This is a genomic window from Pyrinomonas sp. (assembly GCF_040289685.1).
Lineage (GTDB): Bacteria > Acidobacteriota > Blastocatellia > Pyrinomonadales > Pyrinomonadaceae > Pyrinomonas.
On the sequence record NZ_PSLQ01000006.1, the window covers coordinates 20,869 to 35,450 of the forward strand.

Sequence of the window (14,582 nt, forward strand, 5' to 3'; positions counted from 1 at the left end):
CCCCGGCCGTGAAAGGGAAGTCGAGCGAGGAGCTTTGGGGCAGCACGGCGCGCACGCGCGCCAGTTCATCTCTGGACCAGCGTGCGACCTCGCGCCCATTGATCAACACCTTCCCGCTCGAAGGACGGATCTCGCCGCTCAGCGCGCGTAGCAGCGTAGTCTTGCCCGCGCCGTTTGGGCCGACGACGGCGACGATTTCGCCCGGTTCCAGAACGAGCGAAAAATCGCGCAAAAGAGCGCGGCCGTCGCTTTCGACTGAGATCTTCTGTGCTTCGAGCATCCTTGCTTCAAGCGTTGATCGCGCTGAATCGTAATCACCAAACGGCAACTTCGCGCGCGGTCCAAGCAGGGCTATCTTCAACTGCTCCGGCGTCGGTTGCGTGCCAACAGCCACAAGAAGAATGGCGCGCCGACTAGCGCCGTCACGACGCCGACTGGAAGTTCCGCCGGCGCCACCAGCGTGCGCGTTGTCGCGTCGGCGACGAGCAGCAAACAGGCGCCGAACAGCGCTGTGCCCGGCAGCAGCCAACGGTGGTCCGGCCCGATAATGAGCCGGAGCAGATGCGGCGTCACCAAACCGATGAAGCCGATGGCGCCCGTAAAAGCGACGCTTGCGCCGACGGAAAGCGCGACCAAGACGACGGCGCGACGCTTGACGCTTTCGACGGCAACGCCGAGATGCGCGGCTTCCGCTTCGCCGAGAAGCAACGCGTTCAACGCTCCGGCCACGCGCGGCAGGAGCAGCAACGCCGTCAAAACGAAAGGTGCGACGGCGAGCAACGTGGTCCATGTCGCGCCGCTCAGGCTGCCGAGGCTCCAAAAAGCTATGTCGCGCAACTGCGCGTCGGTTGCGATGTAGGTCAGAAAACCGATGGCCGAGCCGCTGAGCGCATTGATCGCGATGCCGGCGAGCAGCATCGTCGCCGCGCCCATGCGGGCGAAGACGAGCACGAAAGCGGTCGTGATCAATCCGCCTGCAAAAGCCGCGCACGGGACAAAGAACAGCGCCGCTGTCGCGCGCAGGGCAAAGCCCGCTCCTCCGCCAATGACGATCGCCGCAACCGCTCCCAGCGCTGCACCGCTCGACACGCCGACCAATCCGGGATCGGCCAGCGGATTGCGAAAGATCCCTTGCATCACCGCGCCCGCCGTCGCCAGTCCGGCGCCGACCAGCGCTCCTAGCAGCACGCGCGGCAACCTGATCGCCAAGAAGACCGCTTCTTGTCGTCCATCAACGGCGAGGTCGAGGCCGAGTTTTCGGGCGAGGATGGCGAGCGTTTCGTGCGGCGTGAAAGCTGCTGGTCCAACGCTCAATGAAAAGAGCGCGACTACGATGAAAAGAACGGTCAACAAGACGATAAGGTTACGCCGCGTGCGGACGAGTCTTTCGGTCGCTTGCATGGCGAAAGCTCAGCCATCATTGTTCTTTCCCCGCTTCGGGATAAGGTTGATGAATCTTCCAGCAGAGTTCGCGCACGGCGGCGCCCGTGCGCGGCCCAAAGCCGAGCAGCAGCAGGTCATCGAGCGCGACGACGCGGTTAGCGCGCCCCGCCGGAGTCATCGCCAAACCGGGAGTGCGCAAAAGGGCTTCGATGCCGCCCATGCTCTGAAGTCCGCGCGATGGGACGAGGATGACGTCGGGAGCGGCGGCGATGGCTGATTCAGGCGAGAGCGGCTTGTAGCCTTCGACATCTGAAACGGCGTTGATGCCGCCTGCCAGTTCGATCATCTCGTCAGGCGCGGTGCCTGTGCCAGCGACGTTCATCGCGTTGGGGCCACGCGCGATAAGGGCCAAGACGCGCGGGCGTCCCTTTTGTTCGGCGACGATGCGTTGCGTTTCGACCAGATCGCGTTCGAAAGAACGGACCAGTTCTTCGCCGCGCTCTTCCAACGCAAGAACGCGCGCGACGGCGCGGATCTTCGCCTTGACTCCTTCCACCGAATGTTCCGATGGGATGATCACGAGAGCAACGCCGGCGGATCGAATTTGCTCGATGGCCGCTGGTGGTCCAGCATCCGCAGTCAAAAGGACCAGCGTCGGACGAAGCGAAAGCACGCCTTCGGCGGAAAGCTGACGCATGTAGCCGACTTGCGGTAAGCGGCGCGCTTCCTCCGGATAGAGGCTCGACGTATCGACGCCGACTAAACGATCGCCAGCTCCTAGGGCGTAGACCGTTTCGGTGACCGATCCGCCGATGGAGACAACGCGCGCAGCGTTCCCCGTGATCGACGATCCCTTGGGCGCGCAGGCGGCGAATGCGAAAAGGCCGAACAGCGCGACGAGTTTCAGTTTAAAAACGGAACCGGTCATGAATCTTCACCAGATACCATGTCGCTTCAATGAGCAGCGGCGCTCGCCAGCGGTTCTTCGTCTTCGAAGATGGCCGAGTTCTGGCAATAGCATTCGATCACCGCGCGCGTGAAGGCGGCAAACTCTTCGGCTGTGAAGGTCAAGATGACCTGCCCGGCCCGCACGTGAAAAGCACGACAAGATGGGCAGTGCCAAACCCAGAGCGCATGACCGGCATGACTGCTCGGCGCGTGCATGATCCAACCTCCGTCTGTAAGGCCGCTCGAAAGCGAGCGGCAATGGATGATCTCGCTTTTCGATGATGCTCCCTGTTCGCATGCAGAGAAATCCCGCTGAACTTGAGCGCTGAAATGGAGGGCAGAGCGTCGCGCGCGAAAACTCCTGCGCGAGAAAAGAGTTCGAACGGCGCGCCCGTGGTCGGTCGCCAAAGCTTTGTGTGCATAGAGAGACCGAGCGGCGTGTTGAAGTGGTGGTGCATGGTCCGAGCGGTTGGCCCCGTTCAAGATCATCTCCGCGCAAATGGGTGAGAGCGTCGAAGAGCAATGCGCGTCCGGAAAGAAGCGCGATTTCATGCTCTTCCTCCCCGCCTTGGACGCACATGCGTTCGGCAGCGATTATCTGGAAGAGACGAATCGAAGCGGCGCTCGGTCTCTCTACGCGCACAAAGCAAGCTACGGAAAAATCCTCCTTGCCGGAAAGCTCTGTTACGCGGTCTCGTCGAGCCAGAAATCGCCCGGCTTTAGCCGCGGGGTGGGTCAACGAATGCGATCGTCTGCGTGAGCGATCCTCATCGGCGATCCATGTTCGCTCGTCGAACACAAAAGCGACCGAAGCCGAGCGAAGGTTCGCTGAGTCGCAGTTCAATATAGAGGGCAGTTCGATTCCAGAAACGCTCGCTGAGGAGGCACTGAGTAGGTGCCTCCCGTTGGAGGATCTGCGCTGAAGAAGGAGAAAGATCGTCAAGCGCAAAGCTTGGTGCCGAGTCTGTGCCGCCCATCCGGAACTACGTTCCGGCGCAGTGCGCTCCAGCGGCGATGTTGGGTTTGAGGCGCGCTTCTCCCATCCGGAACTACGTTCCGGCGCAGTGCGGCGCTTATACAAAGCCTGGCGCCGAGTTTGTGTCTTCTGATGGGAGATCGGCGCCCTCCGTTTTCGCGTTTCAATGAAATTGAAAATCATTTCCAATTTCGAAAGACGAGGATAATCGCTTGCGTCCCGTTTGTCAACCGCCGAGGCGAGCGCGCTGCCCCGTGATCCGTTCTCGTCTTCCAAACAAGAATCGAGCGGACGAATCTGTGGGCGACCGCAAACGGCTATCGCCATGGTCGACCGGCGAAGGACGGAATCGAGCGAGGCGAGCGCAGTTAACTAAAAGATCGAACGCCGAAGTTGATGGGTTGAACAAAGCGCCGACGTAAGCGAATTGGCCAGGCGGCGAGCGTTTGTTCAATTCTATTTCGAGGAGCGCAGAGTTTGCGCGGCCGCCTCTTCGACGATCTCTCGAGCGCGTCGGCGTGCGCCTTCCAGATCCTCACGGCGCAGCATTTCGATGATCTCGGAATCAACGAGCCTATACCAGAGCGCGACTCGCGGCGCAAAATCGGGAATTCGGCGCATGATCTCTTCGCGCAGTTCGGCGGCGATCTCCAAGAATGCCCCATACTCCGGTCCGATCTCCGCCGCCATTCGATCGCGCAGGCGAACGGCCAGTGCCGGAGCCTTGCCTGAAGTCGAGACGGCGATCGTAAGATTCCCTTGACGGTGAATGGCTCCAGCGATCAGGCTGCAGTGGGGCAGGTCGTCCACGGCGTTCAAAAAGACGCGCCGTTCTTCGGCCTCCCGCCAAACGGCGTGATTGGTTTCGCCGTCTTCACAGCAGATGGCCAGCCACGCGCCGAGGAGGTCGCCGCGCTGGTAACGGCGACGAACGAGTTCAATGCGTCCAGCGGCGGCCCACGCTTCGAGCGCGCTTGTGGGCTCGGCCCCGATCACAGCGACGTGCGCGCCTGCTTCGAGCAACGCGCGCGCTTTGGCCTCGGCCATCTTGCTGCTGCCGATCACCACGCAGCGGCGACCGCGCAGATCGAGGAAAGCCGGATAAAAGCTCGTCGGATTTCGTTCCGCAGACATCTTGAAATGACGAAGCGTGTGACGCGGCTCTGCGCGCGACCTTTTTGAACGGTCTTCGGAACGGCGTGGCGCCGCGGTTTCAGTCCAACGGCACATGTTCGCCGCGCGGAATCAACCGGCGCTGACGCTCTCGACGCGCACGCCATCGGCGCGCATGGCGAGCGTGATGGTCACGCCTTGACAACCGAGAGTCAAAGCGAAATGTCCGAGCGTGCGCATCTCCACGTGCACGGCCTCAATGCGGCGTCCTACCAAAGCTTGCAGCGCACGATTGACTGAGGCGATCTCGTTCTTGAGTTCGCGCCCACGTGCGGTGCGCAAGAGGATCTGCGTCCAAAGCTTCTCGCCGTGAGCGCCGGCCTGTCTGCGTGCGCGCCCTGTTTGCAACGTCAGCACGGCCAGCCCTTGGAGCAGATCGAGCAAGTCTTCAGGGATCGGCTCACCATTGCGCGCCGCTTCTGCCAGCCGCAACGCCGCTTCTCGTCGCGCGCCGGAGAGCGCAGCGGTCAACTCTGTTGCCTCTGCCGCAACCAGCGCCGCTTCCTCTTCGGCGAGCGTCAGTTCTTCGTCGGCTGGCACTTTTCACTCCGTTGCGCTTTGACCGAGGATGGCATGCGCTTCGTGTTCGAAGCCGCCCGTTTCGATCGGACAGTGAATGCCGCACTCTTTAGGTGCGCCTTGTTCCCACCACCAACGTCCGGCGCGATCCTCTTCACCTGGCCCGATGGGGCGCGTGCACGGGTCGCACCCGATGCTCGTGTACCCTTGGGCGTAGAGCGGGTGTACGGGCACGTCGTTCTCTTCGAGATACGCCCAAACTTCTTCTTTGGTCCAGTCGGCCAGCGGGTTGACTTTCACGATGCCGTCGTGGTCATGGTCCAGTTCGACCTTGCGGATGTTGGCGCGCGAAGCCCATTGTTCACGTCTAAGGCCTGTGATCCACGCATCGAGCCCGGCGAGCGCGCGCACTAGCGGGCGCACTTTGCGCACTTGGCAGCAGAGCAGGCGCAGCGGCACCGAACGGCGAAAGAGATTGAGGCCGTGTCGTTGGACGAGTTGCTCCACTTCGCGATGATCCGGAAAGATGATCTCGAAGCGGGCTTGCGCGTAGCGTTCGCGCACGTGGTCAATGAAGTCGTAGGTTGCCGACGGCAGCCGACCCGTATCGACCGTGATGACGCGCACGTCAGGGCGCAGCGAAACGGCCATGTCGAGGATAGCCATGCCTTCGGCTTGCAGCGCGGTGACTACGGCCACTCTGTCGCCGAAGGTGCGTAGCGCCCAAGCGATCACCTCGATGGGATCGTGGTCGTCTAACTCCATGGCGATCTCGCCGATCTCTAGGTCATCGAAGATGACACGCTCGCTCATCTGCTCACCTCCTCTGCTATCCGCCCGAAAGCGCCGGTAGGATGATCAACTCTTGGCCGGCAGACAACGGCGCGTCCAAACCGCCGAGCGCGCGCACGTCCTCTTCGCCGATGAAGAGGTTGATCGATGGGAGCAGACCTCCGTCGGGCGCGATGATCTGATCCACAAGTTGCGGAGATCGCTGGCGGAGTTGAACGAGAGCTTCGCCCACCGTGCGCGCTTCGACTTCGATTCGATCGGCGCCGCCAGTTAGTTCGAGGAACATGCCCGGAACGCAAACGACTGGACGCGCGGGCCGCTCCTCCTGCGTCGCGCTCGTTTGCGCCAACGCGATGGCGCGCAGTTGATCATCCGTGCGCGCATCGACGAAGGCGCGAAAATCCGTTGCGCCTTCGGACTTGGCTGCAAGCCACGCTTCGACTAAACGTCCGATGACCTCGGCGATCTGATCTTCCGGCACGCGGCGCAGCAGCGGTTTGCCGATGGCCGTTTTGGTTCCGAGCCCGCCGCGCAAACACACGTCATAGGCTTCCACGCGCACGCCCTTGATAGGGTGCGTGGTCGTTGTTCCTTGCAGCCCTATATCGCCGACCCAATGGTGCGCGCAAGCGTGCGGACATCCATCCATGAAGATGCGCAGCGTTTGAACCTCTGTGCCGAAACGGCGCTCCAGTTCGGCCAGTATCTCGCGGAGCTTGCCTTTGGTCTCGGCCACCGAGTAGTTGCAGAAGCGATGGTCGGTGCAAGCGATGGAACGCCCGTAGATCGGATTGATGTGCGGCGAAAGACCAATCTCTGCCAAGCGCGCGCTCAACCAATCCAATCGGCTCTCGGGTATCCCCGTGATGATCAAGTTCTGCAAGCGCGTAAAGCGCACATCTCCGCCGAGCGCGCCCACCGCTTCGCCGAGGGCGATCAGTTGGTCGCCGCTCACCCAACCCATCGGAACCGGCACGCCCATGTAGAAGAAACCTTCGCGCTTTTCAGCATGCACGCCCATGTGGTCCGAATCGGCCGTCGGCAAAGGCGCGCGCCCGTCGCACAGTTTGCGTCCGAGCCGCTCTTCGACCATGGCGCGCACGCCTTCCGGCCCATAGTCATCAACCAAAAACTTGATGCGCGCTTTGGCGCGGCTGACGCGGTAGCGCAAGTTGTGCTGCCATACATCGGTGATGGCGCGCAGCACTTCGACGGCTTCTTCCGGATGGATGAGAACGCCGAGATCGCGCGCCAGACGCGGCGTCGAGGAGAGTCCACCGCCGACGCGCACGGCGAACGCCGGCTGCCCGCCGCGGAGCGTGCCGATCAGCGCGACGTCGTGGATCTCGGGCGCGTTGCATTGGGCCGGACAGGCGCTGATCGTGTACTTGTGTTTGCGCGGCAGATTCGAGTAGTCGCGGTTGCCGTAGAAGAAACGGGCCACCTCGTCGATCACCGGGCGCACGTCGAATATTTCCGCCCGATCCACTCCGGCGACCGGACAGCTCGTCACGTTGCGCACGGTGTCACCCTCGCCGCCGACGGTGGTTAGCCCGGTCGCCGTGATCTCTTCGAGCACGCGCGGCAGCTCCTCGAGCCGCACCCAGTGGAACTGTATCCCTTGGCGCGTGGTCAATTCTCCGTAGTTCTTCCCGTAGCGCTGCGACAAACGCCCGAGCGCGATCAATTGTTCGGGCTCGAGGCGTCCGCCGGGCACCTTGACGCGCACCATGAAGGTCCCGACCTTCGGTTTATCGTGCGTCAACCCCCACCAGTTGAGCCGCACGATGTCCTCTTCGGGGATCGCTCCGTAGCCGCGCGCGATCAGCGCCGGCAGCTCCTCGATGATGTCGAGCGGGAACTTCTCATGCTTCAAACGCTCGATCGAATTGCGCTTGTGGACCAGTTCCCATGTCGGCTCGACGCGGCTTCTGTCGCTCGTACGCGAAACGGTCATCGCCTCGGCCCCGCCCGATCTGTGTTCAATATAACGGAAGTAATGTAAATCATAACGACGCCAGTGTCAAGCCGGTTTCGCGCCCTCCTTGACCGTCAGTGCGGGGCGCTCTTCACTGCGGTTTACGAGAACGAGTCCGCTTGGGGTCAGCGCAAGCGTGCGACGCTCGTTTCCAGCTCGCGTGTGACCGCTGCTGGGTCTTGGTCAGCGGAGAATCTTTGCGGCCCGCCGATGCAGAGGCGAACGTGCCCGTGTGGGGCGGTGCGGCGCCTTTGTTCTTTCAGTTCGAAGAGACCTTCGAGTTTGATTGGGACGACTGGGACACAGAGTTGCGTAGCGAGCAGGCCGACGCCTTTGCGGAAAGGTTCCATCTTTCCGGTTTCGGTGCGCCGTCCTTCGGGAAAGACGAGCAGGCTCCAGCCGCGATCGATCAGCTCGCCAGCGACCGAGAAGCTGCGACGAAAACCGCTTCGCTGCGGCAGCGGAAAGACGTTGAAGAGCGCGACGACTAGCGCGTACTGCGCGATGAGTCGCAAGCGCGTAAGGAGCGGGAGCGAAGGGTCGGGCCAGCGCCACGCGCGAAGCAGTTCGCCGTCCATGGCGATGGCCAACCGGTGGCGAAAGCGTGGCGGAAGGGCGACCAAGATCAACGCCTGATCGACCATGGTGACGTGGTTGGCGATAAACAGCGCTGGGGCTGAAAGCTCGCGCAAGCGTTCGCGCCCCGTGATCTGCGGGTGTGCCATCAAGCGGACGAGCGGCCAGACGAGCGCGTAGAAGAAAGCCACGCGGATCCATGTGAACGGGAATCGTCGCGGCCAATCGGCGTACGGATAGCGTGGCGAGGCGACGCCGACGCGATCGCGCTGGATCATCCGTTCGAGATCAGCGACCGTCGTCTCGTCCGTGATCATCTGTTCGTCAAGCGAAACTTGGAATCTATCTTCGAGCAGGCTCAAAAGTTCGACCCGTCCGAAGGAGTCAAGCCCAAGATCGGTCGCCAGTTTCGCTTCCGGCGGCACGCGCTTGTTTCCCGTCGCGTCTGCAAGTTGCGCGACGAGGTCGCCCAATCCGTGCGCGGCGCGCTCTGACGTGCCGAGGCGGGCGCGCACTTCGTGGCGCTTGATCTTCTGCGTCGGCGTGCGCGGGAAATCCGGCTCCGGCCAGATGGCCCAGCGGCGTATGCGTTGATGCGGAGCGAGCATCCCGTTGGCCTGTTCGACGGCGCGTGCTGCCGCGCGCGTCGCGTCGGCGGTGGTGTCGGCGAGCAGCAGAACTGCCAGAGGCTCTTCGCGCCCATCCTCTTCGAGACGAACGACGCACGCATCGCGCACTTCGGGTTGACGACGGAGCGCCGCTTCCAGATCCTCTGGGTAGACGTTCATGCCCGCCGCGGTGACGATCACGTCTTTGCGCCGCCCTTTGAAGATGATGTTCCCTTCGGCGTCGAGTTCGCCGAGATCGCCCGTGTGCAACCAGCCTTGATCGTCAACGGCGGGTTCCAAGCGTCCGGTCCAATAACCGCGCGCCACTGCCTCACCGCGCACGAGTATTTCGCCGTTTTCGGCGAGTTTGATCTCGCTCGATGGCAGCGCGCGCCCTACGGTGCCGCTTCGTGCTCTGAACGGATGATTGAGCGCGATGAGCGCCGCCGTTTCGGTCATCCCATAACCTTGGATGACGACGAAGCCGAGCCGTCGCCAAAAGCTCTCCGTCTCGGGACGCAACGTCGCGCCGCCGACGATGAAAGCCCAGAACTTCCAACCGAAGAGCTTATGGACTTCGCGAAACGCGAGCCAACGTTTAATTGCCGACATGTGCGCCGCGCGGTCGAGCAACCGCCGCTTCTTGTCCAAGATCCCACGCGCTGCCCACTCGCGCTCGATCTGTTCGCGCATGCTGTCGAGCAGGCGCGGGACGGCGACGATCACCGAGATTCGTTCGCGTTTGACCGTCGCGATCACCTCCGCTGGATTGAGCGAGCGCTGAAAGTGGACCTCGCCGCCGATGAGCGGCGGGATGAAGAGCCCCATGAATTGACCGAAGACGTGGCTCAAGGGGACGAGATCGAGAAAGCGGATCGGGTGGACCGGCCGTTCCCACTTGAGATATCGCTGCGCTTCGCGTTCGATCGGTGCGAGGTTGGCGAGTATGTTGTGGTGTGTCAGGCAGACGCCACGCGGTTCGGCCGTGGTTCCCGACGTGTAGATGATCTCTGCGATGTCGTCCGCATCGCTCTGGTCCAGCGGAAGCGGTTCGGTCGGATGACGCGCCGCTTGTTGAAGCAGCATCGCAAGCGTCACGGCCCGCTCTTCTACGCGTTGCGCTGCGTCGTGCAAGAGCAGTTTGGCTTGCGTTTGGGCGAGCACTCGCGCGCGCAAGTCGTCAGGGGTGCCGACATCGAGCGGGACCACTGCCGCGCCGCGCAGGCAGCATCCCCAGAAAGCGGCTGCCCACTCGGCGGAGTTGGCCGCCCAGAGGATGACGCGGTCGCCGCGTTGGATGCCGCGCGCTTCGAGTTCGCGGGCGACCTGTCGCGCGGTATCCACAACCCAGCGATAGGAACGGCGCACGGTGCGCAGTCCGCTCCGCTCGGCAAACGCCGTGGCGTCGCCGTGGCGAGCGTAAACGTCAAGCAGACGTGCGAGCGTCCTTCTCACTTTTCGCCCTCGCTTTCGGGGAGCCATCTCGGCAAGATCATTTTCGGCTCCGGCTGCGCCCGACCGCAAGTCGAGCCGCAGCGCCCGAGTTTCGCTTCGGTTCGATGCGCGTTACGCCCCGCCAAACGTTTTGTTCGATTCCGGCTTTGTGCTAGACTTCGGCGCCGGGATGGAGTTCATCGAAAAATCGCGCATCATGGATGAAGTGCGCGTCAACCGCGCGTTGGCTCGACTCGCCTCCGAGATCGTCGAAGACAATCAAGGCGTGCAAGACCTCTACTTGATCGGCATTCGCCGACGCGGGGTGCCATTGGCCGAGCGCATCGCCGACAAGATCGCCGATCTCGAAGGCGTGCGCCCGCCGGTCGGGACGCTGGACATCACGCTCTATCGCGATGATCTTTCAACCGTCGGTCCGAATCCGGTGGTCAACCGCACAGAGCTGCCGCTCGGCGTTGTGGATCGAAACATCGTCTTGGTTGATGATGTGCTCTATACAGGGCGGACGATTCGCGCCGCGCTCGATCAATTGATCGACTTCGGGCGCCCGCGCCGCGTTCGCTTGGCCGTCTTGATCGACCGCGGCAAAGAGCATCGCGAGCTGCCAATTCAGGCCGATTTCGTCGGCAAATTCGTGCCGACCAAAAAGAGCGAGATCATCAAGGTGATGCTCACCGAGTTCGACGAAGAGGAGGGGGTCGCCATTGTCGAGCGGCCCGGGACGCGAACTTGATAGGGATCGAACGAAGCGGCTCCGCGGAGCCGCTTTTTTTGGGCCGCGCGGTTGTTCGAGCGAGCGACGGATCAGCGATGTTTGCGCGCAAGGATTTGCTCGGCATACGCGACCTGACGGCGGATGAGATCACGCATCTGCTCGACGTTGCCGAGTCTTTCCGCGATATCTCGCAGCGCGAGATCAAAAAGGTGCCGGCGCTGCGCGGGCGCACGGTGATCAACCTTTTCTTCGAGCCTTCGACGCGCACGCGCACGTCGTTTGAGATCGCTGCCAAAAGGCTCTCCGCCGACACGATCAACATCAGTGCCTCAAGTTCAAGTGTCGTCAAGGGCGAAACGCTGCTCGACACGGCGCGCAATCTTGAAGCGATGGCGCCCGACCTGCTCGTCATTCGCCATCCATCGGCGGGCGCGCCCCATATGCTTGCGCGCATCTGCCGTGCCGGCGTGATCAACGCGGGCGATGGCGCGAACGAACATCCGACGCAGGCGCTGCTCGATGCCTTGACCATACGGCAGCACAAGGGACGGATCGCCGGTCTCAAAGTGGCCATCATCGGCGACATCCTCCACTCGCGCGTCGCGCGCTCGAACGCCTACCTGCTGACCAAACTCGGCGCTGAAGTCCGTTTGACCGGACCAGGGCCGCTCGTCCCAGAGGCTTTCGGCGCACTGACCGAAGGCGGACTGCGGTTGGAGCGAAACGTCGAACGCGCGCTCGAGGGAGCCGACGTCATCATCGTCTTGCGCATCCAGCGCGAGCGTCAAGATGCGGCCTTCTTCCCGTCTTTGCGCGAGTACGCGGTCCACTACGGCCTCAACCTGAAGAGATTGGAACGCACGGCGCCCGATTCGATCGTGATGCATCCGGGTCCGATCAATCGCGGCATCGAGATCGCTTCGGAGGTCGCCGACGGGTCGCGGTCGCTCATACTGGACCAAGTAGCCAACGGACTCGCCGTGCGTATGGCCGTGCTCTACCTTTTGCTCGGTGGCGGCGTCTCATCCCACGGCGACGAAACGGCGCGTCCGCCCGTCTCGGCTGTGGCCGACGAACGGCGCGCGTAAAAAGCGGCCGATGCGGCGCGCGAAGCTTCGCGCCGGAGCGTTGCGCGCGAGTTGGCGGTTGTGCGCTCGACGCGCGAAGCTTGAAAGGGTGAGAGGTTTATCGAGGGATCCGAGACCAGATCGTTTCAACGACTTCAAGATGAAACTGCTGATCGCCAACGGTTACTTGATCGATCCGACGCAAGGGATCAACGCTGGAAAGAGCCTATTGATCGAAGACGGGCGCGTCGTCGGCACGATGAGCCATTCCGATCCGGTGCCAGAAGACGCGATCTTGTTCGATGCTACGGGATTGATCGTTGCGCCTGGCTTCATCGACCTTCACGTTCACCTGCGCGAGCCGGGGCAAGAGTACAAAGAGACGATCGCCACGGGCGCGGCTGCCGCGGTAGCCGGTGGCTGGACCAGCATCTGCGCCATGCCCAACACCGATCCGATCAACGATAACGCCGCCGTCACACGCTTCATCGTCGAACAGGCGGCGCGCGCCGGTTTGGCCAATGTCTTCCCAATCGGTGCGATCACCAAAGGATCGCGCGGCGAAGAGTTGGCCGAGATGGGCGAGATGCGCGAGGCGGGCATCGTCGCCGTCTCCGATGATGGACGCCCTGTCCCTTCGGCGGGCATGATGCGTCGTGCGATGGAGTATGCGCGCGGGTTCGACTTGCCGGTAGTGGACCACTGCGAAGACCGATCGCTGGCTGCTGGCGGTGTGATGCACGAAGGAGTTTGGTCTTTGCGCTTGGGGTTGCGCGGCATCCCAGCGCTGGCTGAAGAGTTGGATGCGTGGCGCGATTGCGCCTTGGCTGAACTCACGGGCGCGCGCGTGCACATCGCGCATGTCTCCACGCGCGGCGCCATCGAAGCCGTGCGCCGCGCCAAGGAACGCGGAGCGACGGTGACGTGCGAAGTGACGCCGCATCACTTCACGTTGACGGATGAGGCCGTAGATGGCTACGACACGAACACCAAGATGAATCCGCCGCTTCGCAGCCGCGACCATCTGGAGGCGGTCCTCGAAGGGCTGCGCGACGGGACCGTGGATGCCATCGCCACCGATCACGCGCCGCACCACGCGGATGAAAAAGCTTTGGAGTTCGATCGCGCGCCGTTCGGCATCACGGGGCTGGAGACGGCAATCGGGCTGGCTTTCGATCGTCTCGTCCATCGCGGCGACATCAGTCTGGAACGATTGGTCGACCTTTGCGCGACCAACCCGGCGCGCATCTTCGGTCTCGAAGGGCGCGGCACGCTACGCGCAGGGGCGTGGGGCGATGTAACGGTGCTCGATCCAACGCTCCGTTGGACCTTCGAGGCGCGCCGCTCTCGTTCGAAGAGCCGCAACACGCCTTTCGATGGTTGGACCTTTCAGGGCGCTGCGGTTGCGACCATCGTCGCCGGACGAGTGCTCTACGTTCATCCTTCGGCGGAAGGGCGTTTGCGTCCCGCCGCACCAGCTTACGATGTCGGTTGAACGGAGAAGCAGGAGCGAACGGGCCGCTTCGCTGACCAGCGAAGATGCCCTTGGATGCGGGATCGCTAACAAGATGCGAGCCATCATCATGGCCCTATGTGCGCTGGTCGGCGAAGGGGCTCGTGGATGCGGCAGTCTCTGTCCTTTCGCTCATCCCTTAAATTGATCTGCGCGCAATGCAATCCGCAATCGGTCCGACGGTGAAGTTTGGAAGTTAACACTTCACGCGGTTTGAAGTCGCTGAACGGATTGATTGACTTATACGAGGTCCTATTGACATTTGACCAATGTGGGCGCGCGTCCGCGTTCGAGCGCGAAGGTCCCGATCTGCTCTTGCGTGTCGGTGAGCGTCACGGTTAAGGTCATGCGTTCGCCTTGGACGCGCCCCGTGTAGCGCGCCGGGTGTTCATCTTTGACGCCGACGCGCGTCGGGCCGGGCGTCTCGCGCACGTGTTTGCCGCTGGCTTCGAATTCGCCGCGATCGTTCAACGCCAACGGTCCTGTGATTTCACCGTGCGCACAGTCGTATTCGACCTGCGCCCCACGCTCATCAACTTGTAGGCCGATGCCTCGGCCTCCCCAAAGCCCGGTCGCCACGGTTCGCCTTTGCATGCGAGCTTCTTCTCCGGTGGTGGATCGCTTCGTTTCGGTGGAAGATGGCGCGCGGCGCGTAGCATCCTTGGGGCGCGCGCCGCAAGCTCCGTCTTGGATGTAGAGCGCTGGCAGCATCACAAACGCCACAAACGATCCGAGCCTTCTCATACGCTCACACTCCCGCTCATAGGTTTCGATTCTAACGGCGCCGATGTGCTGATGACAACTCGCTAGGTCGGTCGCATTGAACGAAAGGCCATCGATGGCGGTCGCTGCCTCAATAGAACTTATAAGATTTATAAA

General features: G+C 62.5%; 13 protein-coding genes. 3 read left to right on the top strand and 10 right to left on the bottom strand.

The annotated features are described in order from the left end of the window. The 9 genes from C4334_RS02695 to C4334_RS02735 all read right to left on the bottom strand — a co-directional run. Positions 1 to 280, bottom strand: a 280-nt coding sequence (locus tag C4334_RS02695) for an ATP-binding cassette domain-containing protein (RefSeq protein ID WP_352430541.1), incomplete at its 3' end; no start/stop codon positions are given. 77 nt (positions 281 to 357) lie between these two features. Next, on the bottom strand, positions 358 to 1,401 hold the full coding sequence (locus tag C4334_RS02700) for a FecCD family ABC transporter permease (protein WP_352430542.1): 1,044 nt from the start codon (positions 1,399 to 1,401) through the stop codon (positions 358 to 360). Positions 1,402 to 1,417: 16 nt separating this feature from the next. Further along, the gene (locus C4334_RS02705; protein ID WP_352430543.1) at positions 1,418 to 2,311 is read right to left on the bottom strand and encodes a heme/hemin ABC transporter substrate-binding protein; all 894 of its coding nucleotides are present in this window, start codon (positions 2,309 to 2,311) and stop codon (positions 1,418 to 1,420) included. A gap of 26 nt (positions 2,312 to 2,337) precedes the next feature. Continuing rightward, positions 2,338 to 2,547 carry a hypothetical protein gene (locus C4334_RS02710; protein ID WP_352430544.1) on the bottom strand — a complete coding sequence of 70 codons (210 nt, stop codon included), beginning with the start codon at positions 2,545 to 2,547 and terminating at the stop codon, positions 2,338 to 2,340. A gap of 1,216 nt (positions 2,548 to 3,763) precedes the next feature. Beyond that, positions 3,764 to 4,441 (bottom strand): precorrin-2 dehydrogenase/sirohydrochlorin ferrochelatase family protein, encoded by a 678-nt coding sequence (locus C4334_RS02715; protein ID WP_352430545.1) that lies wholly within the window; start codon positions 4,439 to 4,441, stop codon positions 3,764 to 3,766. Between the two features lie 111 nt (positions 4,442 to 4,552). After that, entirely contained in the window at positions 4,553 to 5,020 is a 468-nt protein-coding gene (locus tag C4334_RS02720) for a hypothetical protein (protein WP_352430546.1), read from the bottom strand. 3 nt (positions 5,021 to 5,023) lie between these two features. Next, on the bottom strand, positions 5,024 to 5,812 hold the full coding sequence (locus tag C4334_RS02725; protein ID WP_352430547.1) for a phosphoadenylyl-sulfate reductase: 789 nt from the start codon (positions 5,810 to 5,812) through the stop codon (positions 5,024 to 5,026). A 16-nt stretch (positions 5,813 to 5,828) separates the two neighbouring features. Beyond that, positions 5,829 to 7,748, bottom strand: a complete 1,920-nt coding sequence (locus tag C4334_RS02730; RefSeq protein WP_352430548.1) for a ferredoxin-like domain-containing protein — start codon at positions 7,746 to 7,748, stop codon at positions 5,829 to 5,831. Positions 7,749 to 7,894: 146 nt separating this feature from the next. Then, complete coding sequence (locus C4334_RS02735; RefSeq protein WP_352430549.1) at positions 7,895 to 10,408, bottom strand: AMP-binding protein; 2,514 nt, start codon at positions 10,406 to 10,408, stop codon at positions 7,895 to 7,897. A gap of 169 nt (positions 10,409 to 10,577) precedes the next feature. Here C4334_RS02735 and pyrR point away from each other — a divergent pair, with 169 nt between their 5' ends. From pyrR to C4334_RS02750, 3 genes are all read left to right on the top strand, one after another. Then, positions 10,578 to 11,141 carry a bifunctional pyr operon transcriptional regulator/uracil phosphoribosyltransferase PyrR gene (gene pyrR / locus C4334_RS02740; RefSeq protein ID WP_352430550.1) on the top strand — a complete coding sequence of 188 codons (564 nt, stop codon included), beginning with the start codon at positions 10,578 to 10,580 and terminating at the stop codon, positions 11,139 to 11,141. A gap of 77 nt (positions 11,142 to 11,218) precedes the next feature. Further along, a complete protein-coding gene (locus C4334_RS02745; protein WP_352430551.1) occupies positions 11,219 to 12,211 on the top strand; it encodes an aspartate carbamoyltransferase catalytic subunit in 993 nt (330 codons plus the stop codon). Between the two features lie 139 nt (positions 12,212 to 12,350). Then, entirely contained in the window at positions 12,351 to 13,685 is a 1,335-nt protein-coding gene (locus C4334_RS02750; protein ID WP_352430552.1) for a dihydroorotase, read from the top strand. Positions 13,686 to 13,955: 270 nt separating this feature from the next. Here C4334_RS02750 and C4334_RS02755 read toward each other — a convergent pair whose 3' ends face one another. Then, positions 13,956 to 14,447 (bottom strand): hypothetical protein, encoded by a 492-nt coding sequence (locus C4334_RS02755; RefSeq protein ID WP_352430553.1) that lies wholly within the window; start codon positions 14,445 to 14,447, stop codon positions 13,956 to 13,958. Positions 14,448 to 14,582 lie beyond the last annotated feature (135 nt).

Excerpts from the sequence above, each read along its gene's own strand:
- C4334_RS02705 (WP_352430543.1), bottom strand. The coding sequence starts at position 2,311 with ATGACCGGTTCCGTTTTTAAACTGAAACTCGTCGCGCTGTTCGGCCTT.
- C4334_RS02745 (WP_352430551.1), top strand. The coding sequence starts at position 11,219 with ATGTTTGCGCGCAAGGATTTGCTCGGCATACGCGACCTGACGGCGGAT.
- C4334_RS02730 (WP_352430548.1), bottom strand. The coding sequence starts at position 7,748 with ATGACCGTTTCGCGTACGAGCGACAGAAGCCGCGTCGAGCCGACATGG.
- C4334_RS02710 (WP_352430544.1), bottom strand. The coding sequence starts at position 2,547 with ATGCACGCGCCGAGCAGTCATGCCGGTCATGCGCTCTGGGTTTGGCAC.
- C4334_RS02715 (WP_352430545.1), bottom strand. The coding sequence starts at position 4,441 with ATGTCTGCGGAACGAAATCCGACGAGCTTTTATCCGGCTTTCCTCGAT.
- C4334_RS02755 (WP_352430553.1), bottom strand. The coding sequence starts at position 14,447 with ATGAGAAGGCTCGGATCGTTTGTGGCGTTTGTGATGCTGCCAGCGCTC.
- pyrR (WP_352430550.1), top strand. The coding sequence starts at position 10,578 with ATGGAGTTCATCGAAAAATCGCGCATCATGGATGAAGTGCGCGTCAAC.
- C4334_RS02725 (WP_352430547.1), bottom strand. The coding sequence starts at position 5,812 with ATGAGCGAGCGTGTCATCTTCGATGACCTAGAGATCGGCGAGATCGCC.
- C4334_RS02700 (WP_352430542.1), bottom strand. The coding sequence starts at position 1,401 with ATGCAAGCGACCGAAAGACTCGTCCGCACGCGGCGTAACCTTATCGTC.
- C4334_RS02750 (WP_352430552.1), top strand. The coding sequence starts at position 12,351 with ATGAAACTGCTGATCGCCAACGGTTACTTGATCGATCCGACGCAAGGG.